The sequence below is a fragment of the Collimonas sp. OK412 genome, from assembly GCF_900112135.1.
Classification (GTDB): Bacteria; Pseudomonadota; Gammaproteobacteria; order Burkholderiales; family Burkholderiaceae_D; genus Collimonas; species Collimonas rhizosphaerae.
Genome location: NZ_FOLC01000015.1, coordinates 1 through 24,962 on the forward strand (window position 1 = coordinate 1; position 24,962 = coordinate 24,962).

20 protein-coding genes and 1 pseudogene are annotated in these 24,962 nt (G+C 62.7%); 6 read left to right on the forward strand and 15 right to left on the reverse strand.

Going from position 1 to position 24,962, the window contains the following annotated elements; translation table 11 throughout:
• On the forward strand, positions 1-308 hold a 308-nt coding region (locus BM062_RS15940), incomplete at its 5' end, for a transposase (RefSeq protein WP_139220071.1).
• Positions 309-622: 314 nt separating this feature from the next.
• Positions 623-1,129, forward strand: coding sequence for a hypothetical protein (locus BM062_RS25155; protein ID WP_139220072.1), 507 nt, complete (start codon positions 623-625; stop codon positions 1,127-1,129).
• Positions 1,130-1,274: 145 nt separating this feature from the next.
• Here the strand turns inward: BM062_RS25155 and BM062_RS15945 are convergent, their stop codons facing one another.
• The 3 genes from BM062_RS15945 to BM062_RS15955 all read right to left on the reverse strand — a co-directional run bounded on the left by BM062_RS15945 (position 1,275) and on the right by BM062_RS15955 (position 7,014).
• Positions 1,275-4,361, reverse strand: coding sequence for an efflux RND transporter permease subunit (locus tag BM062_RS15945; protein WP_092398577.1), 3,087 nt, complete (start codon positions 4,359-4,361; stop codon positions 1,275-1,277).
• Entirely contained in the window at positions 4,358-5,503 is a 1,146-nt protein-coding gene (locus tag BM062_RS15950) for an efflux RND transporter periplasmic adaptor subunit (RefSeq protein WP_254785103.1), read from the reverse strand. Before BM062_RS15950 ends, BM062_RS15945 begins: the two co-directional genes overlap by 4 nt.
• Before the next feature lie 65 nt (positions 5,504-5,568).
• The gene (locus BM062_RS15955) at positions 5,569-7,014 is read right to left on the reverse strand and encodes an efflux transporter outer membrane subunit (RefSeq protein ID WP_254785104.1); all 1,446 of its coding nucleotides are present in this window, start codon (positions 7,012-7,014) and stop codon (positions 5,569-5,571) included.
• 176 nt (positions 7,015-7,190) lie between these two features.
• Here BM062_RS15955 and BM062_RS15960 point away from each other — a divergent pair, with 176 nt between their 5' ends.
• Positions 7,191-7,820 carry a TetR/AcrR family transcriptional regulator gene (locus tag BM062_RS15960; RefSeq protein WP_092398581.1) on the forward strand — a complete coding sequence of 210 codons (630 nt, stop codon included), beginning with the start codon at positions 7,191-7,193 and terminating at the stop codon, positions 7,818-7,820.
• Positions 7,821-7,852: 32 nt separating this feature from the next.
• Here the strand turns inward: BM062_RS15960 and BM062_RS15965 are convergent, their stop codons facing one another.
• The 5 genes and pseudogenes from BM062_RS15965 to BM062_RS15985 all read right to left on the reverse strand — a co-directional run.
• Positions 7,853-9,046 (reverse strand): glycerophosphodiester phosphodiesterase family protein, encoded by a 1,194-nt coding sequence (locus BM062_RS15965; RefSeq protein ID WP_092398583.1) that lies wholly within the window; start codon positions 9,044-9,046, stop codon positions 7,853-7,855.
• Between the two features lie 290 nt (positions 9,047-9,336).
• Positions 9,337-10,368 carry an MBL fold metallo-hydrolase gene (locus BM062_RS15970; protein ID WP_092398585.1) on the reverse strand — a complete coding sequence of 344 codons (1,032 nt, stop codon included), beginning with the start codon at positions 10,366-10,368 and terminating at the stop codon, positions 9,337-9,339.
• Between the two features lie 212 nt (positions 10,369-10,580).
• Positions 10,581-11,798 (reverse strand): aspartate aminotransferase type Ic, encoded by a 1,218-nt coding sequence (locus BM062_RS15975; protein ID WP_092398587.1) that lies wholly within the window; start codon positions 11,796-11,798, stop codon positions 10,581-10,583.
• Between the two features lie 61 nt (positions 11,799-11,859).
• Entirely contained in the window at positions 11,860-13,482 is a 1,623-nt protein-coding gene (ggt, locus tag BM062_RS15980; protein WP_254785113.1) for a gamma-glutamyltransferase, read from the reverse strand.
• Positions 13,483-13,722: 240 nt separating this feature from the next.
• A pseudogene (locus BM062_RS15985) lies at positions 13,723-14,427 on the reverse strand (GNAT family N-acetyltransferase); the annotation flags it as partial.
• Between the two features lie 119 nt (positions 14,428-14,546).
• Between BM062_RS15985 and BM062_RS15990 the strand changes: the two are divergent.
• A complete protein-coding gene (locus BM062_RS15990) occupies positions 14,547-16,025 on the forward strand; it encodes a MocR-like pyridoxine biosynthesis transcription factor PdxR (protein WP_092398593.1) in 1,479 nt (492 codons plus the stop codon).
• Here the strand turns inward: BM062_RS15990 and BM062_RS15995 are convergent.
• Complete coding sequence (locus BM062_RS15995) at positions 16,022-16,405, reverse strand: DUF427 domain-containing protein (protein ID WP_092398595.1); 384 nt, start codon at positions 16,403-16,405, stop codon at positions 16,022-16,024. The two genes, BM062_RS15990 and BM062_RS15995, sit on opposite strands and share 4 nt — an antisense overlap.
• Before the next feature lie 280 nt (positions 16,406-16,685).
• Between BM062_RS15995 and BM062_RS16000 the strand changes: the two genes are divergently transcribed.
• Complete coding sequence (locus BM062_RS16000; RefSeq protein WP_175501037.1) at positions 16,686-17,894, forward strand: IscS subfamily cysteine desulfurase; 1,209 nt, start codon at positions 16,686-16,688, stop codon at positions 17,892-17,894.
• On the opposite strand, the gene BM062_RS16005 is transcribed toward BM062_RS16000, so the two are convergent.
• The 6 genes from BM062_RS16005 to BM062_RS16030 all read right to left on the reverse strand — a co-directional run bounded on the left by BM062_RS16005 (position 17,891) and on the right by BM062_RS16030 (position 23,840).
• Positions 17,891-18,295, reverse strand: coding sequence for a VOC family protein (locus BM062_RS16005; RefSeq protein WP_092398597.1), 405 nt, complete (start codon positions 18,293-18,295; stop codon positions 17,891-17,893). The two genes, BM062_RS16000 and BM062_RS16005, sit on opposite strands and share 4 nt — an antisense overlap.
• Before the next feature lie 2 nt (positions 18,296-18,297).
• Positions 18,298-19,116, reverse strand: coding sequence for an alpha/beta fold hydrolase (locus tag BM062_RS16010; RefSeq protein ID WP_092398782.1), 819 nt, complete (start codon positions 19,114-19,116; stop codon positions 18,298-18,300).
• Positions 19,117-19,157: 41 nt separating this feature from the next.
• Positions 19,158-20,261 carry an ABC transporter substrate-binding protein gene (locus BM062_RS16015; RefSeq protein WP_175501038.1) on the reverse strand — a complete coding sequence of 368 codons (1,104 nt, stop codon included), beginning with the start codon at positions 20,259-20,261 and terminating at the stop codon, positions 19,158-19,160.
• 163 nt (positions 20,262-20,424) lie between these two features.
• Positions 20,425-21,228, reverse strand: a complete 804-nt coding sequence (gene scpB, locus BM062_RS16020) for a methylmalonyl-CoA decarboxylase (RefSeq protein WP_092398601.1) — start codon at positions 21,226-21,228, stop codon at positions 20,425-20,427.
• Positions 21,225-22,472, reverse strand: coding sequence for a CaiB/BaiF CoA transferase family protein (locus tag BM062_RS16025; protein ID WP_092398603.1), 1,248 nt, complete (start codon positions 22,470-22,472; stop codon positions 21,225-21,227). The genes scpB and BM062_RS16025 overlap by 4 nt, the downstream gene beginning before the upstream one ends.
• 51 nt (positions 22,473-22,523) lie before the next feature.
• Complete coding sequence (locus BM062_RS16030) at positions 22,524-23,840, reverse strand: MFS transporter (protein WP_092398605.1); 1,317 nt, start codon at positions 23,838-23,840, stop codon at positions 22,524-22,526.
• 177 nt (positions 23,841-24,017) lie between these two features.
• Between BM062_RS16030 and BM062_RS16035 the strand changes: the two genes are divergently transcribed.
• Entirely contained in the window at positions 24,018-24,962 is a 945-nt protein-coding gene (locus tag BM062_RS16035; RefSeq protein WP_092398606.1) for a LysR substrate-binding domain-containing protein, read from the forward strand.

The following is a 24,962-nucleotide window of genomic DNA, read 5'->3' on the forward strand; positions in this document are numbered from 1 at the left end:
TCAAAAACAGCGATGCCGCTGTAGCATTTGTCGGAATGGATCCACGTCCTTGCGACTCCGGCCAAAAGCGGGGACGGCGGCGTCTGTCCAAGCGCGGTCCGTCGGAAGGTCGACGGCTCTTGTTCAATGCGGCAATGGCAGCAGCAAAATCACCGATTTGGGCACCTACCTATGCCCACTATCGCCAACTCGGGTGGGCTTCCACTGCGGCCATCGTGATCATTGCACGCAAAATCCTGCGCATCGCTTACATCTTGACGAAGAACGGATCAAGCTTCGACCCTAACCTCGTTCCCATAAAAATTTGACGAAAACCATAGAATCTATTACACCCTACGCCTTCCCGCGTTTGCGTCAGAGCTCTATATTCCGTAATTCGATTTGACTCCAATCCGACCTCAATCTGGTGGCCATCAGCTTAAATTGACGGTCCGACGCGTTCATTAGTCATGAAGCCACAGGCCCCGCCTGTGGTTTTTTCTAATCGGCTGCTCTGCGTTTTCCGCGAATCGATTTTTTAAGATCATTCCTATATTTGTCTTAGGGGCGAATGTGTATTGTTTTCGATTCAATCCAAAGAAGTACTCAATAAGTATTGATATCTGTTTCGGGAAATAACACTATGCTGACCGTCAAGGATGTAACACAATTTTTTGGCTATCCGCCGCAACACCCTGACTTTGATCGTTATCTAACCAGTTGTGGGCTGAGCGAGCGCCCCGTGTTTGAGGGAAATGCGTATGTCTCTACAGACAATCCACGAGAAGGATTTACATTGGTTTTTGAAGTTAAGCATGGGTATGAGGAATATTGCGGGCCCGCAAAAGAAGGCGGAGAGATGATTTTCAAAAAATTGCAGTTGTACAGTGGCCTTCATTCAAGAGACAGGGCGTATCGTCGTTATGCTGGTGATTTACCACATGGACTGCGTTTTGAATGTACGCCCGCTGAAGCCAAGACGCTGCTTGGAAAACCCGATTATGAGGCGCCGCCCGATTCTCATACCATATTACTTATGTGGAACAACAAAGATGGCCACGATCTCAGCATTGTTTTTTTGTCTGACGAACGGGGTATTCGATTTATATACGTTAACGCCTTGAGAACAGTACCCGTTGAATGGGATTAAATATGTGCAAGCCTCTATAAACCAAGCTAATATTTTTCCTGTATTGATATTTTCATCGAGCGCCGCCAACGCGGTAAAGCCTACCCTGTAGGGCGTAATAGCGAAGCGTATTACGCCGTACGCCTTGCCGCGTTGTACGGCCGGATCAAAGTAAACCTCCCCCAACCGCCTCCTTGAGCTGGGCTTCCTTTTTCCCGGAAAACAGCTTCTTCAGCCAATGCTCGAACTCGTCGACATAGGTAAACACCACCGGCACCACCAGCAAGCTTAGCGCGGTCGAGGTCAGCAGGCCGCCGATGACGGCCACCGCCATCGGTTGCCGGAAGCTGGAGTCGGCGCCAAACCCTAGGGCGATCGGCGCCATGCCGGCGATCATGGCGACGGTGGTCATCACGATCGGCCGGGCCCGCTTATGGCAGGCGTCTATCAATGCCTCGAACACCGACAGGCCGCGGTCGCGCTTGCCGACGATGGCGTATTCGACTAGCAATATCGAGTTCTTGGTCACGATCCCCATCAGCATCACCAGCCCGATCATCGACGGGATGTCCAGCTCGCTGCGCGCCATCAGCAGCGCCAGGAAAGCGCCGCCAAGCGACAAGGGAATGGCCGACAGGATGGTGACCGGCTGCAGGAAATCGCGGAACAGCAGCACCAGCACGCAAAACACGCACAGCACGCCGATGACAATCGCCATCATGAACCCCGCGCCCAGCTCAGCCGCGATTTCCGCATCGCCGGTCTGGATCAGCTGCACGCTGGACGGCATCTGCTTGACCGCCGGCAGCGCTTTCGCCGCCGCCAGCGCTTCGCCCAGGGGCATGCCGCCGAGATCGGCGCTGACCGTGACGTAGCGCCGGCGGTCGTATCGTTCGATTTTCGACGGCCCGCTCTCCACTGACAAACTCGCCACCGAGGAAAGCGGCACCAGGCCGTTGCGGCCGAGCACGTGCAGGTTGGCAAACGTGGTCACGTTCTGGCGATCGACGTCCGGCACGCTGACATTGATATCGACCTGCCGGTTGTCGAGATTCAGCTTGGCCAGGTTTGCCGAAAAATCGCCGGCCGTGGCGATCCGCACCACCTGGCCGATGGCAGCGGTCGACACGCCCAGTTCGCTGGCGCGCTGCAGGTCGGGCCGCACGATGATTTCCGGGCGCTCCAGGCTGGCGGTGGAACTGATGTTGGCCAAGCTGCCGACGCCGCGCAATTGCCGCTCCATCGCCTGGGCCGTCGCCTTCAGCGCATTTTCATTGTCGCCGGCAAGGATCAGCTGCATTTTCTCGCCAGGGCCGCCCGCACCCACCGTGAAACGGGCGCCGGGCACATTCAGCAAGGCACGCCGCACCGCTTTCTCGATTTCGGTCTGGCGCGGGCGTTTGGCGCGATCGGCCAGCGACAGCGTCAGCGATCCGTTGCGCACTTCGCCAGCCTGCAGCTGTCCGCCGCCGACCACCTGCGACACGCCTACCGTGGTAAAGATAGCGTCGATGCCGCCCACGCTGCCCAGCGCGGTGCGCGCCCGTTCGGCTACCGCCAGCGTATTCTGCAATGAGCTGCCGGGCGGCAGTTCGACGTTGACTGTCGTATACCCGCGGTCGGCCGGCGGCATCAAACCGGTCGAGATGAAGGGAATCAGGGCCACTGAACCGACAAAAAACAGCGTCGCCGCCAGCATCGTGGTCTTGCGGTATGTCATGCACCAGCGCACCGCATGCAGGTACCAGCGCATGATCCGGCCATCCTGCTGTTCAACCGCAGGCTTGGATTTCAACAGGTAGGCGGCCATCATCGGCGTCAGGATGCGCGCCACCAGCAACGAAGTAAGGACAGCGATCACCGCGGTCCAGCCGAACTGCTTGAAAAACATGCCTGCAATGCCGCTCATCATGGCCGTCGGCAGGAACACCACGACCAGGGCCATGGTGGTGGCCATCACGGCTAGCGCGATCTCGGTGACCGCGTCGCCGGCCGCCTGCAGGATCGGCTTGCCCATATGCGCATGGCGCTCGATATTCTCGATTTCGACAATCGCATCGTCCACCAGGATGCCGACGATCACCGCCAGCGCCAGCAAGGTCAGGGTATTCAGGGAAAACCCGAACCACGCCATGGCGGCAAAGGCAGGCAGGATCGACAAGGGCAGCGCCGAGGCCGCGACCAGGGTCGCGCGCCAGTCGCGCAAGAAAAACCACACCACCAGCACCGCCAGGATCGAGCCTTCGTACAGCATGTCCATCGAGCCTTCGTACTGCTCCTTGGTGTAGCCGACCGTTCCCGAAATCCGCGTGAACTTCAATGTGCGGTTGCTGGCTTGCAGCTTTTCCAGCGCCGCGCCGACGTTTTTGGCGATCACGGTTTCGTCGTAGCCCTTGGCGCGGAATACCTTGAAGCCGACCACCGGCTTGCCGTCCAACAAGGCAATCTGGGCGCGCTCGGCGTTGGCGTCGCTGATGGTGGCGATCTGGTCCAGCCTGAGCTTGCGCCCGTTGGCCAGCGTTATCGGGAACGCGGCCAGCTCTGAAGCCTGGTGCACCGTAGCGATCACGCGCGCAGATTGTTCTTCCTGGCCGAACTGCCCGCGGCCGCCCGACGATTCCTGCTGCATGTTGCGCAGCGCCTGCGAGACATCGACAGCGGTCACGCCCTGCGCCGCCATGCGCACCGGATCGACGGCGACGCGCACCTGGCGCGTCAGGCCGCCCACCCGGTCTATGCGGCCGATGCCCGGCACTGCCAGGATCGCCTTGCCGACGGTGTCGTCGACAAACCAGGACAGCGCTTCTTCGCTCATGTCGGCGGCGATGGCGTACACCAGCACCGCATCGCCGCCGACGGTGACGGCGCTGACGGTCGGCTGCTGCAGGTCGGTCGGCAACTGCGAGCGTACGCTGTCGACTGAATTCTTGGTGTCGATCAGGGCGTCCGAGAGATTTTTTTCAAGGACGAATTCGACCGTGATCTGCACCTGGCCGTCGGTGATCGAGGTGCGCAGGTGCTTGAGCCCGTTCATGGTCGCCAGCGCGTCTTCCACCTTGCGCGCCACTTCGGTTTCCAGCTGCGCCGGCGCCGCGCCGGGCTGGGTCAGCGTGACATTGATGGTGGGCAGGTCGATATCCGGCAAGTTTTGAATAGGCAGCTTATGGAAACCCATGATGCCGGCGATGGTCAGCAAGGCAAACAGCAGGATCGCCGGGATCGGGTTGCGAATGGACCAGGTGGCGAAATTCATTTGGCCTCCTTGGCTGCCGGCGCAGCGGCGGTATCCGCGGCGCTGCTTGCAACCCGCACGGTATCGCCCTCATTGAGGAAACCGGCGCCAAGCACCACGACCTGGTCCGATGGCGCAACGCCGTTGACGATCTCGATGTCGGTCCCCTGCCGGCGCCCGGTGACGACCGCCAGCCGCTCTACTTTATTGCTGCCGTCGCCCTTGAACTTGAGCACATAGGTATGGCCGTCGCGGATGACGATGCTCTGCGCCGGCACCACCAGCGCCTGCTTCGGATTGAGCGCGATCGCGCCGTTGGCGTACATGCCGGCCCGCACTTGCAGGCCGTCGGCGATATCGGCATACACCAGTCCGAGCCGCGAGCTGCTGTCCAGCGACGGTGCGGTTTGCCGGACCACGGCAGACGCCGTGCCGCCGCCGGGCAGCGCCAGCGCCACCTGCTGGCTGGCCGCAATCCGCGCCAGCTGCTCCGCCGTCACTTCGCCGCGCCACTCCAGGCGCCCTTTCAAGATCATCCTGAACAGTTCCTGCCCGGTCGATACTACCGAACCGGCGGTGGCGGAGCGCGCGCTGATGACGCCGTCGTCGGGCGCGATCACATCGGTATAACGCAGCTGCAGCTGCTTGAACGCAAGCTGGGCGCGCGCCGTCTTGGCCAGCGTGGTCGACTGCAGCACGTCCTGGTCGCTGATGCCGCCGCTGCCCTGCAGCGAAATGGCCCGTTTGGCGTTGGCTTCGGCCTGATCGTAAGCGGCCACCAGTTGCGCTTCTTCGGCGCGCAGCAGGTCGGGATTGAGACGCGCCAGGACCTGGCCCTTCTTGACATGGTCACCTACATTGACCCGCACCTGGTCCAGCTGGTAGCCGCCGATCTGGCTGCCTATGATCGCTTCCTGCCAGGGCGCGACGGCGCCGGACGCGGTCAGGGTCTCGGCCCAGCTTGCCTGGGATGGCCGGGCGATCGTCACTGTCAGCGCCGGCGTGGTCTGGGTCGGCTTGGCTTCGGCTTTGCCGGATTTCACCAGCATGGTTACGCCGGCGGCGACCGCTGCCACGGCAAATACAAGGGCAACGGCGATGGCGACGCCCTTGCGCCGCGGGGAGGATTTGACGGGTGCTACCATTGGTTCGGACGCATTCATGGCTGGGTTTCCTGGTGTATTGCTATCGTATGGTTGTAATGGCGCTGGTGCGGACATGCACCGTGCTAGCCCGGGTTATCGATTTGCCCGGTCGCCTGCATCAGGCTGATCCAGGCTTGCCCCTGGTCGCGCTTGGCGGCAATGAAATTCTCTTCGGCGGTCTGGCGCTGGCGCCGGATGTCTTCCAGCTCGAACATGCTGATGGCGCCGGCCCGCCACTGCGCCTGGCTGGCGCGGAAACTGAGCTGGGCGGCGTCTACCGCATCCTGCGACGATTTCACCCGTTCTTCGGCCGAAGTCTGGAACGCCAGCGCATCTTCGACGTTCTGGACCACGGTACGTAAAGTCGACTGCAATGTGGCGGCAGCTTCCCGGTAGCGTCCGGTGGCGGCATCGACATTGGCCGCGCCGGCGCCGCCGTCGAATAAAGGAACGCTCAATCCCGGCCCGGCCGACCAACTGGTGAAATTGACCGAATTGCCGACGGCGCGCAGCCAATTCCCCGACAGCATGGCGCTAAGGCTGATGGTCGGCAGCCGCTGCGCGCGCGCCACTCCGATATCCGACCAGGCCGCGGCCAGCAAGCGCTCGGCGGATACCAGGCTCGGATGATCGCGCAGCACCGTCGCCGGCAGCTCCGGCTGCATGGCCGGCGGGGTCGGCATGACATGCGCGACATCGTCCAGGATCGCGCTGCTTTCCTGCGGATCGGCATTGCTTGCCGCTGGCAGCAGCAAGCGGCGCACCGCTGCCGCCGGCTGTCCGGTCAGCGCTACCAGCGCATCGACGCTGCGCGTGCATTGTTCCTGCTGGCTGATGCGTGCGGTGCGGGCGTTAGCCAGGTTGGTCAGCGCGCTGAATTCCGCCGAAGGCGCGATATAACCGACTGCGCGCCGCTTGCGGGTAAGGGTCAGCTCGGTTTCGCGCGAAGCGATGTCAGCGTCGCGCACCTGCAGCGAATAGGCGCAGGCGCGCAGCGAAAGACTGGTATTGGCGACTTGCGCCGCCAGCGACAGGCGGGCGCCTTGCGCATCGGCCGTGCGCGCATCGAGGCGCCGTTGCGCCGCCGAGACCGATTCCCTGATGCGCCCCCAAAGGTCGATCTCCCAGCTGAAATCGGCGCCGACCGAGGATGAGCTTTCCAGCATGGTAGTGGAACTGCCGCCCAGCGTGTTCTGGGTCTGCGCGCGCGTGGCGCTGGCGTTGCCGTTCACCGCAGGCAGGCGCTGCGCATTGGCGACGCCGGCCGCGGCCTTGGCCTGGTCTACCCTGGCCGCAGCCTGGGCCAGGGTCGGGTTATCGGCAAACGCCGAGGACACCAGGCTGTCGATGGCGGGATCCCCCAACTGGGTCCACCACTGCCCATTCGCGGCCACTGCGCTGCGTTTGCCGGGATGCGGATTGTTTTCCCAATCGGCCGGGACCGGCTGCTTGGGCGGTGCATAGGCGGGCTGGGTTGCGCACGCGCTCAGGAGCAAGGCAACTGCCGCGGCGGCGGCAAAGATTTTCATTTTTGGCATATCCGTTTCAATCCATTCCTGCTTTACCTGGAGCCCGATGGGTTTTGTCCGACTGACACTATTTAATAGATCGAGCATTCTATCTATTATATGCAGGAATAAGCCGCCGTCAATTTATGTTAGATTGATCGCTCTATTTTGTATCTTTTTGGTTTTAAGGAGGCCGCATGCGCAAAATCGACCCGGTAAAACATGAGCAAAAGCGGCGCGACATCCTCGAAGCCGCAGGCCGCTGCTTTGCCAAGGACGGGTTCCGCGGCGCCAGCATTTCCAGCATCTGCTCCGAAGCAAAAATCAGCGCCGGCCACCTGTATCACTATTTCGCCAGCAAGGAAGCGATCATCGAGGCCATGGCTGCGACCGGCCTCGAACACGCGGAAGCGCGTTTCAATCACTTGATGAAAAGCGACAATCCGATCGAAGGCCTGATAGCCGAAATCGAGCAAGCCAACACCCAGAGCTGCTCCGCGCAGCAGCATCAGATCGACATGCGCGCAAAAAAACAGCTGCATGTGGACATGCTGGCCGAAGCCGGCCGCAATCCCGCCATGGCCGAAATCGTCAACCAGCATTCCACGAAAATACGCGGAATGCTGGCCACCCTGCTGGAAACAGCCCAGAAACGCGGGCAGATCGACCAGACCCTGGATCCAGACCTGGCCGCCGCCATTCTGCTGAGCGCCATGGAAGGCGTCGGCAACATGACGATGCGCGATCCAGAGCTCGACATGAAAAAGAAACTGGAGATGCTGAGCACGCTGATCAAGCGTTTCCTGACACCGAGCTCAGGTAAATAAAAATAGAGCCCGGGTTTAAGTCATCGATCTTGTTACCTGGCTTGCTTCACCGCTAGCCATTCGTTCAGCGCCGCCCTGGCAGTCGGGGTGAAGTCGGTGAACACGCCATCCACGCCGAGCTCAAAATACGCCTTGTACTCCGCCTTCGGGTCACCGTTATAGGTGCGCGTCAAGCGCGCCGGTTCATCGCGGTAGGTGAACGGATGCACGAACAGGCCTAGCCGGTGGGCGTCGGTGACCAGGCTGGTCGGCGCCATGTTGGAGGCGTCCGACAGCTTCTTCACCGCATTGCCGGCGGCGTCCACGCCTTGCGGCGGCAGTATGTAAAGTTTCCATGGACCGATGCCGTCGGCATAGGTCTTGACTTCAGCCAGGCCTTCCGGCGTCGCCATTGCCGCGAAGGTGCGCGGATCGCCCTTTTGCAGCCAGGAGAAAGGTTTGGCTGTGTCCGGCGAGCCGTAGGTCATGACGCCGGTCTTGAAATCGGTGCCGTCGCCATCCATCAGCTGCACCACCTTGGTCTTGAGGCCGAGGCGGCGCATCAGCTTCAGGCTCTCCGGCTCGAACGATTGCACGAACACCGGGGAATCATGGGTGTTCCAGCCTTCCTTCTCCAGCATCGCGAGCAGTTTTTCTTCCAGCGGCACGCCCAGCGCGCGCTGGTAGATCGGATTCTTGGTTTCCGGATAGATCGTCAGGGTGCTGCGGGGATTGGCGGCGCGGGTGGCTTTGGCAAGGTCGATGACTTCCTGGAATGTCGCCATCGGATACATGCCGTCGTACTGGTGGCTGCGGACCGCGATCGGTTGCTTGACGCGCAAGGTCTTCAGTTCAGCCGCGGTGAAATCGCTGATATACCAGTCCGGCGCCACGGCCACGCCGTCGACCGTGCGCGATTTCTTGCGCGACGCAAATTCAGGGTGGCTGGCGACATCGGTGGTGTCGCTCAGGAACGGGTTGTGGCAGACGAACAGCACGCCGTCGCTGGACGACATCAAGTCCATTTCCAGCGAATCGGTGCCGGCGGCGATCGCCGCCTGGTAACCGGCGATGATTTCTTCCGGATACAGGCCGGCCAGCCCGCGGTGGCCGATGACCAGCGGCGGATTGCCGTCGAGCGTCTTGAGGCCGGGGTAATGCGCGGCGCCGCCGGACGTCGGCTGGCTGGCGCAGCCCGCAGCCAGGGCGGCTGCGGCAAACAATGAAGCTGTCAGTACGTATTTCATAGGGCTCCTGCAGGTTGTTCAGGGAAAGTGTCTGGAACGGCACAGCGACTATTACACAATGTCTGCGCGTTGCAAGATATATGTCTGGTTGGGACACAACTTTGCCTGGAAATGCGAGCAAGATCCATACCCATGCTGGTAGCGTGAAATGATTGTCTGGAGGAATGTTTAGTCGACGAGCTGATTTAATTTATCATATAAATCAGCATGTTATTGCATATATTTAATTTATTACTTTAAATATTTTACTTTTAATATTTTGCTTTAACTTCGATGATGTTCGACCTTGGTCAGGCCACCTGCTCCCGCCACCAGCGCCGCCCCTCTTGCGGCTCGGCAAGGCTGAGCAGTTCGCCCATCTGCGGCGTGCTGACCGCCACTCCCTGCCGTTCGGCCAGCGCAATGATGCGTTCGAACGGGTCTTGCCAGACATGCAAGGCAAGGTCAAAAGTACCGTTATGCACCGGCAGCAACTGCTTGCCGCCCAGGTCCAGGTGAGCCTGCAGGGTCTGTTCCGGCTGCATGTGCACATCCGGCCAGTCAACGCCGTAGGCGCCGGTTTCTATCATGGTCAGGTCGAACGGGCCGTAGCGGTCGCCGATTTCCTTGAAGCCGCCGAAATAGCCGCTGTCGCCGCTGAAAAAAAGCCGCAGGTCGTCATCCAGAATTACCCAGGAAGCCCACAAGGTGCGGTTGCCGTCGCTCAGGCCGCGCCCGGAAAAGTGGCGCGCGGGCGTGGCCACCAGCTGCAGGCCGCTTACCATGGTGCTTTGCCACCAGTCCAGCTGCTGTATCTTTTCTGCCGGCACGCCCCATTTGACCAGCGTATCCCCTACCCCCAGCGGCGTCAGGAAATGCTCTACCTTGCCGGCCAGCTGCAGGATAGCGTCATAGTCCAGGTGATCGTAATGGTCATGCGACAGGATCACGCCCTTGATAGGCGGCAGCTCGGCGATGCCGAGCGGCGGCTGGTGGAAGCGCTTGGGGCCGATCCACTGGAACGGCGAGGCGCGCTCGGAAAACACCGGATCGGTCAGCCAGAATTCGCCGCGCAGCTTGAGCAGCATGGTGGAATGCCCTAGCCGGAACAGCGAGCGGTCCGGCGCTGCCAGCAGCTGCTCGCGGCTAAGCGCCTGCACCGGGATGGGCCTGGCGGGCACCGTGCCGGGCGGCTTGTGGAAGGCAAACCGCCAAATGATCTGCAAGGTCTTCCACAAGCCGTTCTTGTGCCTGGGAAGCTGGTTGCGGAATTTGCCGTCGCGCCGCTGCGACGGCTTGGGGAGAAGATTCGTATCGAGTGCTGTGAGTGTTTCGCTTGCCATGCCGTTTATCCTGTTGCCGCTGTGGCTGGTTAACGATCCCCTGCAATGGCAAGGAATATTTACACTACACAGTGTAGTTTAAACAGGAAAAAAGTAAACTTATTAGTGCAATTAATTTGTAACCGGCGCCTGCGCTCCAGCCCAAAAATCATGAAACTGACGGCAGCAGCGCCCGGACGCTAATGCCGCCGTACAGCAATCCTTGCAGCACCCTACCCCGCGATGGCAACCCTGAGCGCCAGCGCAATCCCCTTGGCTGCTTGCGAGATATCGTCCAGCGACGGGAAGCTGGGAGCGATGCGGATGTGGCGGTCCTCGACGTCGTTGCCATAAGGGAATGCAGCGCCGGCAGACGTCAGCGTGATGCCTAGCTCTTTGGCCAGTGCGATAGTCCGCTTGGCGCAACCAGGCGGCGTGACGAGGTCGATGAAATAGCCGCCGTGCGGCCTGGTCCAGGTTACTCCGTCGATCCCGCCCAGGTAGGCGTCGAACTGCGCCAGCACGGCGTCGAATTTCGGTTTCAGCAGCTGGCGGTGGCGTTCCATCAGCGCTTCGACATTGGCGCGGTCTTTCAGGAAGCGCACGTGGCGCAGCTGGTTGATCTTGTCCGGGCCGATGGTGCGCACCGATGTCTTGCGTTGCCACCAGGCGATGTTGGCTGCCGATGAAGCCAGCGCGGCCAGGCCGGCGCCGGCCAGCGTGATCTTGGAGGTCGAGGCAAAAACGATGGCGCGGTCCGGATTGCCGGCGCGTTCGCAAGCTTCCAGCACATTGATGGTGGTGTGCTTCTGCTCGCTCAGGTGATGCAGGCGGTAAGCATCGTCCCACAGCAGCAGGAAATCCGGCGCGGCGGTCTTCATGGCGGCCAGGCGCTGCACCACTTCGGCTGAATAGATGGCGCCGGAAGGATTGCTGTATTTGGGAACGCACCACATGCCCTTGATGCTGGCGTCGCCGGCCACCAGTTTTTCCACCAGGTCCATGTCCGGGCCGTCGTCGCTCAGCGGCACGCTGATCATCTTGATGCCGAGCGATTCGCAGATCGAGAAATGGCGGTCGTAGCCTGGCACCGGGCACAGGAAAGTCACCGGCTGCTGCCGGCTCCAAGGCGCATGGCCGGCAATCCCGTATAACAGGCAGAACACGATGGCGTCGTGCATCAGCGCCAGGCTGGCGTTGCCGTCCACCACCACCTGCCCGGCGGGCACGTCCAGCAGGCTGGCAAACAGGGCGCGCACTTCCGGCAGGCCGCTGGCAATGCCGTAGTTGCGTGTGTCGGTGCCGTCGGCCGCGGTAAAACCGTCGAGCTGCTGCAGCAAGGCGCTGGACAGGTCGAGCTGCTCCGGCGCCGGCTTGCCGCGCGACATGTCGAGCTTGAGGCCAAGCTGCTTGAATGCATCGTATTGCGTTTGAATCTCTTGTGAAGTCATTGGTTTTTCCTGCAAAGGCAGCCCCTGGGCGGGGCTGCGCGTTAATCAATCAATACATCAATCAATAGCCCAGCGCCAGTCCCGAGTCGCGGCGCGGATCGTTCGCGCCGTAGAAACGGTTCTTGCCAACCGGCTTGCCGCCCAGCGATGGCGCCCCGACCAGTATGGCGGCGACATGGTTGAACGGTTGCGGCACGGTGAACTTCTGGCCCCAGCCTTCGAGGATTTTCTGGGTGTCGGGGCTGAGCGTGAACGGTTCGAGATTGGTCGCTTCCGGCAGCCACTGCTGGTGGAAGCGCGGCGCATCGACCGCCTCCTGCAGGTTCATGCCGTAGTCGATCATGTTCAGCATGGTCAGCAGGGTCGCCGTGATGATGCGGCTGCCGCCAGGCGTGCCGACCACCATCACCGTCTTGCCGTCCTTGGTGACGATGGTCGGGCTCATCGACGACAGCGGACGTTTGCCGGGAGCGATGGCGTTCGCCTCGCCCTGCACCAGGCCGTACATGTTGGGCACGCCGATCTTGGCCGTGAAATCGTCCATTTCATCGTTGAGCATGATGCCGGTCTTGCTGGCCATGACGCCGGCGCCAAACCAATCGTTCAGCGTGTAGGTCACGGATACCGCGTTGCCCCATTTGTCGACGATCGAATAGTGCGTGGTGTTGCTGCCTTCATGCGGCGCCACCCCAGGCTTGATGTCCTGCGATATACCGGCCTTGTGCGGATCGATGGCGGCGCGGATCTTTGCCGCATAACCCTTGTCGAGCAGGCGCGCCAAGGGATTTTTCACATAGTCGGGATCGCCCAGATAGCTGTTGCGGTCGACATAGGCGTGGCGCATGGCTTCGATCTGGTAGTGCATCGCCTGCGCCGAGCGGAAGCCGAGGTTTTGCATCGGGTAGCCCTCGAGGATATTCATGATCTCGCAGATGACCACGCCGCCCGAGCTGGGCGGCGGCGCCGAGACTACGTGGTAGCCGCGGTAATCGCATTCGACCGGCGCCAGCTCGCGGGTTTTGTACTGGTCGAGGTCAGGCTGGGTGAGGATGCCCTTGCCGGCCTGGCTGGAGGCGACGATGGCTTGCGCCACCCAGCCTTTGTAGAAGCCGTCGCTGCCCTTGGCGCTGATTTCGCGCAAGGTCTTGGCCAGGTCCTTTTGCACCAGCTTCTGGCCGACGCGGAACGGCTCGCCTTTATTGAGGAAGATGGCGCCCGAGTCGGCCGCATCTTTCTTGAAGGCAGCGGTTGCGGTGTCCAGCATGTCGACATCGCCCTGGTCCAGCACGAAGCCGTCTTCAGCGTACTTGATGGCCGGCGCGATCACCGCGGCGCGCTTCATCGTGCCGTATTTGCTCAACGCCAGCTCCATGCCGGACACCGTGCCCGGCACGCCGACCGCCAGGTGGCCCTTGGTGCTCAGGTTGGGAACCACATTGCCGTTCTGGTCCAGATACATGTTGGCGGTGGCCGCCAGCGGCGCCTTTTCGCGGAAATCGAGGAAGGTCTTGCGGCCGTCGGCCAGCTGGATGGTCATGAAACCGCCGCCGCCGATGTTGCCGGCGGCCGGGTACACCACCGCCAGCGCATAACCGACCGCTACTGCGGCATCGACCGCATTGCCGCCGTCCTTGAGGACGTCGACGCCGATACGGGTGGCAAGGTGCTGGGCCGTGACGACCATGCCGTTCTCGGCCGCCGCCGGGGCCAGCGAGGCAGCCTGGGCGCAGGCAAAACAAAGGGCGAATGCGGTCGCAAGCAGCGACTTGGCCAGGGGATTCGATTTCATGTGCAGGTCTCCAGTGCTGGGGAAAGGGACATTGTCAGCTGCGGCCCGGCAGCGCAGCGGCGCCGAGACCGTGCACCACATTCTATAGTGGTTGGACGCGGAAAAGCGCAACTAAGCCGCTGCCGGCCCGGGCTTGCGCAGCGCCGTCAGCGAAGCCCGCTGCTGCCCTTGCCCGTCGAAGTTGCCGGGCGCCAGCCATTGTTCAAAAGCCGCGCGCAGTTCCGGCCATTCGCCGTCGACGATCGAGAACCATGCGGTATCGCGCGAGCGTCCCTTGTAGACGATGGCCTGCCGGAATACGCCCTCGAACTGGAAACCGAGGCGCCCGGCCGCCTGGCGCGACGGAGCGTTGAGGCTGTCGCATTTCCACTCGTAGCGCCGGTAGCCGAGGTCATCGAAGGCATGTCGCATCAGCAGGTACTGGGCCTCGGTCGACACCGGCGTGCGCTTGAGCAACGGTGAAAACGCTACAAAGCCGACTTCGACGACGCCATTGGCCGGGTCGATCCGCATCAGGGCCAGGGTGCCGACCGCTTTTCCCGTCTTGCGCTCGATCACCGCATAGTGCAGAGGATCGCTGCCGGCGGCGGCCAGCTCGGCATAGCTGCGGTAGCCGGCGGCATCGGCGAACGGGCCGACCGACATGTAGGTCCAGTCGCGGCCGTCTGTCGCTTGGCTGTAGGCGGCATACAGGTCGGCGGCATGGCGTTGCGCATCCAGCGGCTCGAGGCGGCAGTAGCGTCCTTCGATGGCGGCGTTGTGCGGAGGGCGCGCACGGGCCGTCCAGCCTGGCAACGGTTCGCCGATCGGCTGCTGGTACGTATTCAAAATGCTGGGCATAAAAGATTCCTTGCTGGATGAGGCCAGGCATGCGCCGGGCATGTGCTAAAGTAAGCCCTTCGTGGCCCTGGAAAAAGATCCACATCCCACATATTTCATGGTGCCACACTGACATTCCCATGACGACCGCCCCCACCCGCTTGCCGCAAGCCCTGCTCGAAGCCCCGCTGGACAAAGACAGCGGCGCAACGCCGATGCAGCGCCAGCTGCATCATCGCATCAAGGAAGCGATCCTGGACGGCCGGCTTGCCCCCGGCAGCCGCCTGCCCGGATCGCGCGCCTTGGCTGAAGCGCTGTCGATCTCGCGCAATACCGTGACCGCCGCCTACGACCTGCTCGCCGCCGAAGGTTATGTCGCGCCCGACCGCCAGGGCACCAGGGTGGCGACGCTATCGCGCCCGGCGCCGCCGCATCGGCATCTGCAGCGCGGCACATCGCCTGCCCCTGCCGTAGCACTGCGCCTGAACCGCATCCCGGCCAGCCCGCCGCGCACCGACGCCAGCGCGACCCTGCGCCCGGGCGTTCCAGCCTTGTCCCACTTTCCATTGGCGGCCTGGCGCCGCGCCGTCGACCGCGCGATCCGCCGCAGCGGGCCGTCGGCCCTGGGTTACGGCGATCCGCTGGGCGAACCGGCGCTGCGCGCTTCCATCGCCCGCCATCTCGGCATCGCCCGCGGCGTACGCTGCGAAGCGGAGCAAGTCATCATTACCGAAGGCGCGCAGGAAGCGCTGGCGCTGTGCGTGCGGCTGCTGACCAATCCCGGCGACACGGCCTGGGTCGAGGACCCCGGTTATCGCGGCGCAAAGGCGGCGATGCATGCCGGCGACCTGCACATCGCGCCGCTGCGCATCGACGGCGACGGCGTGATCGCAACGGAAGACGACTGGAAATCCCCGCCGCGCCTGGTCTATACCACGCCTTCGCATCAATACCCGGTGGGCGCGGTGCTGACGGTTGCCCGGCGCCTGGAGTTGATCGCGCAGGCGCGGCGCCATGGCGCGTGGATCATCGAGGACGACTACGACAGCGAATTCCGCCACGCCGGCGAACCCATCGGCGCCATGCAGGGACTGGTGGCGCAGGCGCCGGTGCTGTATGTGGGAACCTTCAGCAAGACCATGTTCCCTTCGCTGCGGCTGGGATTCCTGGTGCTGCCTGCGGCGCTGCTGGCCGAGATGCAGACGCCGCTGGAAGAAATGCTGCGCGGCGGCCACCGCTACGAACAGCTGGCGCTGTCCGAGTTCATCGAGAGCGGCCAGTTCAGCCGCCACCTGGGACGCATGCGGCGCCTGTATCGCGATCGCCAGCAGGCGCTGCGCGAGGCCATCGCGCGCCACCTGCAGGTACCGCACATGATCGAAGGCGGCCACTGCGGATTGCACCTGACGGTGCGGCTGCCGGCCAGCTATCCAGACCGCAAGATCGCCGCGGCCGCGCGCCGTTATGGCATCTCGCCCTACCCGTTGTCGGGTTTCGCGCTACAGCCCAAGCCGGAAGACAACGGCCTGGTGCTAGGCTACGGCAACACTTCCGCCGAACTATTCGAACCCTTGGTGCGCCGCCTGTCGCAGCTGGCGCACGCCGCGGAAATTTCCTAGCCGGCCTGATATTCTTCGATGGCGTCGACGCGGTCCGGGTAAAACGCCAAGTGATCCTTGATCTCGGCCACCGCCGCATAAGGCGCTTCATAACTCCAGACGCTGTTCACGGCACGGTCGCCGCCGGCAGGAATGCTGTAGTAAGAGCACTCTCCTTTATAGGGACAGTAGGTGGTATGCGTGCTGGGCGCCAGCTGGGACATGTCGACATCCTGGCGCGGGATATATTGCACCGCCGGATATGCCGCCTCGCGCAGCGTCAGCGCCTTGCCGGTGTCGGCGACGACGCGCCCGGCGACGGTGACACGGACCCGCGCCAGGTTCGGCGTCACCGTGATCGGATGATCCGGGCCCGGGATCTTTATCGGCTTCTCAGTCATGGCGCTAATCCTTTCCTGTGGCTTGCGTTAAACGTGTGCTGGACACGATAGCACGCAGCGGGCGACGGTGCCGGAACGGCATTCAGTTCCGAGCCAAACGATTGTCAGACACCGGAATGGTGCTGCCCGGCGCATTGGCGAGCGAACTTAAATCTCTGGATGCTTTTCGAAAAACAACTTCAGAAATATCAATAAACGCATATCAAAATGAAATAATATTTGTTTTTCAAATAACGTATTAGGCGTAAAGTATCGCCATGCCAACTCAGGATTTCCCGACATGACCGCAACCAGTGCCTGTACCACCGCAGTTCCCGGCAACTCGCGCGCCGTAGCAGAAACAGCAACGCCGCAGCTTCCCATCTACCTCGACTATTCAGCGACCACGCCAGTCGACCCGGCCGTGGCGGCCAAGATGTGCGAATACCTGACTGAAAAATTCGGCAATCCGGCCAGCAGTTCGCACGCGTTCGGCTGGGAAGCCAGGGCGGCCGTGGAACGGGCGCGCAGGCAGGTGGCCGCGCTGGTGGGCGCCCAGGCCGGCGAAATCGTCTGGACTTCGGGCGCTACCGAATCGAACAACCTGGCCCTGAAAGGCGCCGCCCACGCCTTGCGCGAAAGCGGCCGCGGACGCCACCTGGTGACCATGAGCACCGAGCACAAAGCGGTGCTGGACACCATGCGCACGCTGGAGCGCGAAGGATTTGAAGTCACCTACCTGGCACCGCAGCCGAGCGGCCTGCTCGACCTGGAAACATTCAAGGCGGCGCTGCGCAGCGACACCATCATCGCCTCCGTCATGATGGTCAACAACGAGATCGGCGTGATCCAGCCGGTTGCCGAGCTGGGAGAAATCTGCGCCGGACGCGATATCGTGTTCCACGTCGATGCGGCGCAAGCGGCCGGCAAGGTCGCCATCGACCTGCGCAGCCTGAAGGTCAACCTGATGTCGTTCAGCGCGCACAAGGTCTACGGTCCGAAAGGGATAGGCGCGCTGTTCGTGCGTCATAATCCGGCACTCAAGCTGGAAGCCCAGATCGACGGCGGCGGCCATGAAAACGGCATGCGCTCCGGCACCCTGGCTACCCACCAGATCGTCGGCATGGGCGAAGCATTCAGCCTGGCGGCACAGTTGCTGGACAGCGAAAACGCCAGGATACGCAGCTTGCAGGATCGCTTGTGGGAAGGCTTGAGCGATTGCCCCGGGGTCGTGCTCAACGGCGATCGCCGGCAGCGCGTGCCGCACAACCTGAACCTGAGTTTTGAGATTCCAGGCAGCACGCCTATCGCAGCGCAGCTGCTGGACATTGCGGTGTCGGCCGGCTCCGCCTGCAACTCGGCCAACGCCGCGCCATCCTACGTGCTGTCGAGCCTGGGACGGCCGGACGCGCTGGCGCGCAGCGCGATCCGCTTTTCGTTGGGACGCTACACCACCGAGCAGGAAATCGACTATACGGTGGCGACGCTGAGGCAGTTGCTGAATGCCTAATCGCTCCGGATGGGACAGTTGAGCATCCACTGCACTCCGAAGCGATCCGTCAGCTTGCCGAAGTAGTCGCCCCAGGGCTGGATGGCAAGCGGCGTGGTGATGTTTGCGCCTTGGCTCAAACGCGCGAACAGCTGGTCGGTCTGCTCGCGGCTGTCGGTCATCAGGATGTGCGCCGAGCCGCGCATGGGTTCGGCGTCGTCATTGTCTGAAGCATAAAACAGGACGCCCGGCCCTTCGAACCTGGAATGCATGATCTTGCCGCGCATCGCCTCGTTCTTCAACGGCATGCCGCCGGCGCCGTGATACATGACTTCGGTCACCTGCCCCAGCCCGCACTCGGTGTAGAAGGCCAGCGCCTGTTCGCAGCCGGTGGTGAAAAACAGGTAGTTGGATTGCTGCATCGTCATCGCTCCTGGTGTGCGCTAACCTTGTCGAGGAAAGCCTGCATTACACCATTGAATTGCCGCGGCCGCTGCAGCGGCGCGAAATGGCTGACGCCCGGCATCACGATCAACTCCGCTCCTGGAATGCTGCGACTCAGATATGTGGCATGTTCGGCTTTGATGAATTCATCATGCTCGCTTTGCACGATGGCGACAGGCACCTGGATTTCAGCCAGGTTGCGCGCCGAATAATTGGGTTGCGTCTTCATCATCAGCCCCACCGCGTCGGCAAACGCAGAGAACTGATCCGGCGTGGCCGATAGCTGGGCGTAGTCCTTGGCGTGACGGCTGAAGCAACGGTCGATGACAGGCGTCGGCTGGAATTCCTTGACGCCGCTCGGATCCATGTTGCAGCCAAAGAAAAACACGCCGGCGACGCGCGCCGGGGCTTGCATGGCGAGGACCAGTGCGGTGCAGGCGCCGTCGCTCCAGCCTACGATCGGCGCTGTTTTTATATGCAAGACATTCATCACGGTCAATACGTCGGACGCCATCAGCTCATAACTGAAGGGCCGCGAATCGCGTGTGCTGCGGCCGTGGCCGCGGCTGTCGATCAGCACCACGCTACGTCCCAAGCCGACCAGCATGGGCAGCTGGCAACCCCAGTTGCCGCTGTGGCCAAGGCCGCCGTGCAGCAGGATCACCGGCGGGCCGGAACCGTAGGTCGCGTACCAGATGCGCGCGCCGTCGCGGGTCACATGGCCCTGGTCGTCCGCCGCCGGCAGCGGCGCGGCGCCATGCGCTGAGAAATTCCTGAGGTCGTCGTCGAATGTTTCCATCGTGTCCATTGCAAGGTTCAACGCCAGGCCCGATGCAAGGCTTAACGCAAAATCGCGCCGTGTTTGCCGATCATGATCATTTCCACGAATTTCGAGCCGTCATGATTGTCCGGCGTATACGATACCCGCACTCCGCCCAGGTCGAAATCGCGCATGGTTTCCAGCGCCGCCATCAGTTTTTGCCTGGTCGGATTCGGGCCCGCGCGGCGCAGCCCCTCGGTCAGCAGCTTCGCCGCCACAAAACCCTCGAATGCCGAATAAGAAGCCGGCGGAGGTTTCGGCATGCCTTTCAGGACGCTCTGGAATTCGCGGCTCACGCCGGCGCTGAAATTCTTCGGGTACGGCATCACCTGCATCACGCTCACCCCTCGGCCATCCTCGCCCAGCGACTCGAAGAAGGTATCGGAACTGACATTGGAAAGCATCATGAAGGAGGGATGAAATCCTTTCTTGTGGACCTGCTTGACAAAATCGGCGCAGGCCGACGGCGTGCAAGCCATCAGCACGGCCTGCGGATTGCTGGCGATGATAGTGTCGACCGCCTTGTCGATTTTCAGGTCCTTGCGGTCGTAGCTGGCAGTCACCAGGGCCTTCAGCTTGTGCGCCGCCAGGTTGCGCTCAAAACCGGCCAGGCCATCGCGGCCGAAGCTGTCGTCCTGGTACAGGATCGCGACCTTGCGGATCGCCAGGGAACTGAACAGCTCCACCATTTTCGCTGTTTCATCCTGGTAGCTGGCGCGCAGGTTGAACAGGTAGGGATTAAATGGCCTGTGCAGGCTTTGGCCGCCGGAGAACGGCGCGATCAGCGGCACTTTCTCCACCTGCAGCAAAGGCAGGACGGCTTCCACCGTCGGCGTGCTGCGATAACCGAACAGGGCCAGCGCGTTATCCTGGGCCAGCAGCTTCTCGGTATTGCGTTTGGTGGTTTCCGGCTTGCGCTGGTCGTCATAGGATTTCAGCTCGATCTTGCGACCATGCACCCCGCCTTGCGCATTGACCCAGCCGAAATAAGCCAGCGCGCCCTCCATGTTTTCCTTGCCGGTAGCTTCGCCCGATAACTCCACGGACTGTCCGATGACGATCTTTTCCTGGGCGCCGGCGGTGGCCATGGCCGCCAGGAAAAGAAGCGCAAATAGCGTCTTCATGATGATTGTCTCCCTGATTATGATTATTTTCGGTCGACAATACACTCCCGAACCTTGCAAATAGCTTTCATTTTTCAGGCTATTTGATCTTTGCAAGGCAGAGATAAGACAATGACAAGAGCTGGCGAATGCGTTTTTATCAACAATCACCATTGCAGCTGGTTCAGGCGCCTCGGAACAGCGGCTGGCGGCGGCCGGCGAAAGCGCTCAGTCCCTCGCTGAAATCCTCGCTGGCGCAGGCTTGCCGCCGCAGTTCGGCGATCTGTTCCAGCGCCTGCACCGGCAGCGGCTGCAAGTCTTCCAGGATGCGCAGCTGTTCCTTTACCGCCCGCACTGCCAGCGGCGCCTTGGCGGCGATCCCGCGCGCCATCTCCAGCGCTGTCGCTTGCAGCTGATCCTGCTCGACCAGCCGATTGACAACGCCGAAATGGGCTGCGCGCTCGGCCTCCAGCGGCTGGGCGCAAAAGAACATCTCCTTGAGCACATGGATCGGCAGGTTATGGAAGAAGCGCAGCAGTCCGCTGGTGGTATACGGCAGGCCGATATTGGCCGGCGTCATGGCGAAGCGTGCGCTGCGGTCCGCCACCACCAGGTCGCAGCTCATCGCCAGGTCGACCGCCCCGCCCCAAACCGATCCCGAGACCGTCGCGATGACCACGCCCGGGTAGGCACGCACGCTGCGCAGCACGCGCTCCAGCGGCTTGCCATAGGCAAGCGGATCGCGGTCGTGTGCAAGTTCGCCCAGGTCGTGGCCGGCGCTCCACACCTCCTGGCCGATCCCGCTGCCAAGCAGTATCACCGGCAACCGTTGCGCCGCCAGTTCATCCAGGCGAGCTTCCAGCGCCCCCAGCAGTTCGGCGCTGAGCGCATGGCGGCGAGAAGGATTGCTGAACACGACCTGCCCTATTCCCGCTTCGACGATGCGAGCGCTGACCGTGGCCGAAGATCCGTCCGTTGCCTGAATCATTGCACCACCTCCGCATATTGTTCCGTCACCGGCGGCGGCCCGGCTTCGTCCTGGTGCACGATGTTTGTTGCCAGCAAGGCATCGATAGCCGCATCGTCGAAACCGGCTTCGCGCAACGCTTCCACCGTGTGCTCTCCGAGGCCGGGCGGCGCCCTGCGGGTAAGCGGCGGCGCCGTGCCGGCGCCATAGGCCGACACCGGCGTGACTACCTGCCGCAGCGCGCCCAGCGAGGGATGCTCGACCGTTTCGACCAGCCGGCAATGCCGCACCTGCGGGTCGTCGAACACTTCGGCCAAGGTATTGATCGGCCCTGCCGGCAAACCGGCGCCGATGAACAGCTCGCTCCACTCCCGTTTGCTGCGCCTCTTCAGGCGCTCTTCGAGTATCGCCTTCAGCGCATCGCGGTGGAGCACGCGTTTCTCATTGCTGGCGAAACGCGGATCGTCCGGCAACGCCGCCAAGTCGAGCAGCTGGCACAGGCGCAGCCACATGTCGGCGGTGATCGGGGCCAGGTTGAGCGGACCATCGGCGGTCTCGAACACGCCGTAGGGCGCGATCACCGAATGGGCGTTGCCGGTGCGCTGGGGAATCTCACCCAGGCTCAGGTAGCGCTGGCCGTGCACGCTCAGCAGCCCCACCAGGCTTGCCAGCAGCGAACTGCCGACATGCTGGCCGCGCCCCGTGCGTTCCCGCTCCAGCAACGCGGCGAGCACCGCCATCGCCAGCCACATGCCGGAACTCATGTCGCCGATGGCGGTGCCGGTGCGGGTCGGATCGCCGTCGGCGAAACCGGTCAGGCTCATCATTCCCGAATAGCCTTGCGCGATCTGGTCGAAACCGGGCCAGTCGCTGAGCGGGCCGTCGGCGCCAAAGGCGTTGATGCTGCCCATCACCAGGCGCGGGTTGCGCGCGCTCAGCACGTCGAAACCGAGACCCATGCGCTCGACCGTGCCCGGCTTGAAATTCTCGATCACCACGTCGGCGCCGTCGATCAGCCGCTGCAGCGCGGCCAGCCCTTGCGGCTGGCGCAGGTCGATGCAGACACCGCGCTTGTTGCGGTTGCAGGACAGGTAATAAGTGCTGACGCCGCGGTCGAACGGCCCCCAGCCGCGGCTCATGTCGCCGTCCGGCCCTTGCTCCACCTTGATGACGTCGGCGCCGAGGTCGGCCAGCGTCATCGTGCAGAACGGTCCGGACAGCGCGCGGCTGAGGTCGATTACCTTGATTCCCTTTAATGCTTGCATCTGCTTCTCCAACTGATGACTGGTAACGGGTGAATGACGGCGCAGCCGGTGCTATCCGGGCAATTCCTGATGGCGGGTTTCCACTGCAAAAGGCAGGATCAGCAGGCCGGCCACGAAAGCCGCCGCGGTCCAGGCGATCGGCAGGCCGAGCGAGCCGTGCCATTGAATCGCCGCGGCCAGCAGGAAGTTCACGCCGGCGCCGAGAAAACGGCCGACGGAGGCGTTGAAGGCAAACGCCGTGGCTCGTATCCGGGTCGGGTACTGTTCCGGCAGCCACAGTGAGAAGATGGCGAAATTGCCGCCGAAGAAACCCAGGAACAGCAGCGACGCCATGAACAGGTTGAGCCCGTCCGGCAGGTAGAACACCCAGCCGAACGCAAACACGATGGACAGCGCCATGCCGCCGAAATAGATGCCGAGCGCGATGCGCCGGCCCAGCCGTTCGGCCAGCCACGGCGCCGCCAGGCAACCGAGGATGGTAGCGAACGACAGGATCGCCGCGCCGACCGACGCCAGGTGCACGGCGCCGACGCCGTCGATGCCGGCCCGCTTGGCCAGCGTAACCACCGCGCTGGCTTCATAGACCGAACCTGCCCACAAACCGATGATCGCTACGCCCACCAGCGTGGCGCTGGTCAGCGTGCGGCGCAGGTAGGCCGGGGCAAACAGTTCGCGCAACGCGCTGCGCGCGTTGGCCATGGCGGTCGAATTATGGCTGCCCTTGCGCCACTGCCCCGGCTCCTTCACCCGCAGCACGGTGAAGATTGCAAGCAAGGCCGGCGCCAGGCCGCACAGGAACATGGCGCGCCAGCCGTAGGCAGCGCCGACCGTGTAGTTCAGCCAGGCGGCGATGAAAAAGCCGACATAGTAGCCAGTCTGCAGGTAGCCGGCGCCCATCTTGCGGCGGTCCTCCGGCCAGCTTTCCGCGACATAGGTACCGGCCAGCGCCCACTCGCCGCCCACGCCGATGCCGGCAATCAGGCGGAACGCCGCCAGCGCCCAGACATTGTCGGCAAACGCGGCCGCGCCGGTAAACACCGAGTAGATGAGGATGCTGGCGGCCAGGGCCTTGACCCGGCCGAAACGATCGGCCAGCGGCCCCCAGATGAAAGACAGCCCCCAGCCGACCAGGAACAAGGCAAACAGTATGGAACCGTACATGCCGAGGTTGCCAGGCGTGGCGGCAATGCCCGACGCCGGCAGCAATTCGGTCAGCGCCGGGATCAGCACCAAGGCATAGATCACGGAATCGACCCCGTCCATCACCCACCCCGCATATACCGCCCAGAAGCCGCCGACCTGCTCGCGGCTCAACGGTGTGCGCCGCGGCTTGGCGCCCGGCTCCTGTAGTGCAATCGCCTTGACCATTCCTGTCTCCTTGCCAACCTGTGTCGGCCGTGGTGACGCGATTCCGGACTGCCTGGCCGGGCCTGCGTCGCATTTTTGTGGAGTCAGTATAGGGAGGCGGTAAATAATTTAAAAATATGTTATTACTCTCCCGCTATAGGATTAACGTATGGAATAAATCGCTTGAGGGGGAATGGAATGGACTTGCGGCAACTGCGGTATTTCGTCAAGGTAGTCGAGTGCGGCAACGTCACGCACGCCAGCGAGCTGCTGCATATCGCCCAGCCCGCGGTCAGCCAGCAGATGCGCAACCTGGAACGGGATCTCGGCATGCAGCTGCTGGAACGCAGCGTGCACGGAGTGGCGCCGACGGCGGCCGGACGCACGCTGTACCGGCACGCGACCGAGCTGCTGCGGCAAGCCGACGGCACGCGCGAGCTGTTGCGCCAGGATGCTGAACTGCCGCAAGGCAAGGTATCGGTCGGCATGCCGTCCAGCACCGCGCGGGTGCTGGCGATTCCGCTGGCGCGCCTGGTGCGCGACCGTTATCCCGGCATCGTGCTGGAACTGATCGAAGCGCCGAGCGCAGACCTGGGCGGCCTGATCGGCGACGGCCGGGTGGAAATCGCGGTGGTGGCCGATGCCGTCGAAACGCGCGGCGTGGCGGTGCAGCGGCTGGTCACCGAGGTGCTGCACCTGATTGCATGGCCGGATTTTGCGCTGCCGGTCGGGCCGGTGAAACTGGCCCAGCTGGCGCGCATGCCGCTGATCCTGCCCAGCGCGCCGAACTCGATACGCAGCCGGGTCGATTGGGCGCTGCGTGAAGCCGGCCTCTCGTGCGAGGTGCTGTTCGAGGCCAGTTCCACCGCGCTGCTGTTCGCGGCGGTGATCGCCAGGCTCGGCGTCACAATCCTGCCGTGGTCGGCTGCGCATGTCGAACTGGATGAGCGCAAGCTCAAGCTGGCGCAGGTCGACCATCCCCTGTTCTCGCGCGACCTGTCGCTGTGCTGGCACGATACCGAGCTGCTCAGCAATGCCGTGCAGAAGGTCAAGGCGATCATTGTTGAGCTGTTCGATGTGCTGGGGCGGCGCCCGGAATGGACCACCGAAATGCGCAGCAAACCGGCAAAAAAACTGAAGTAG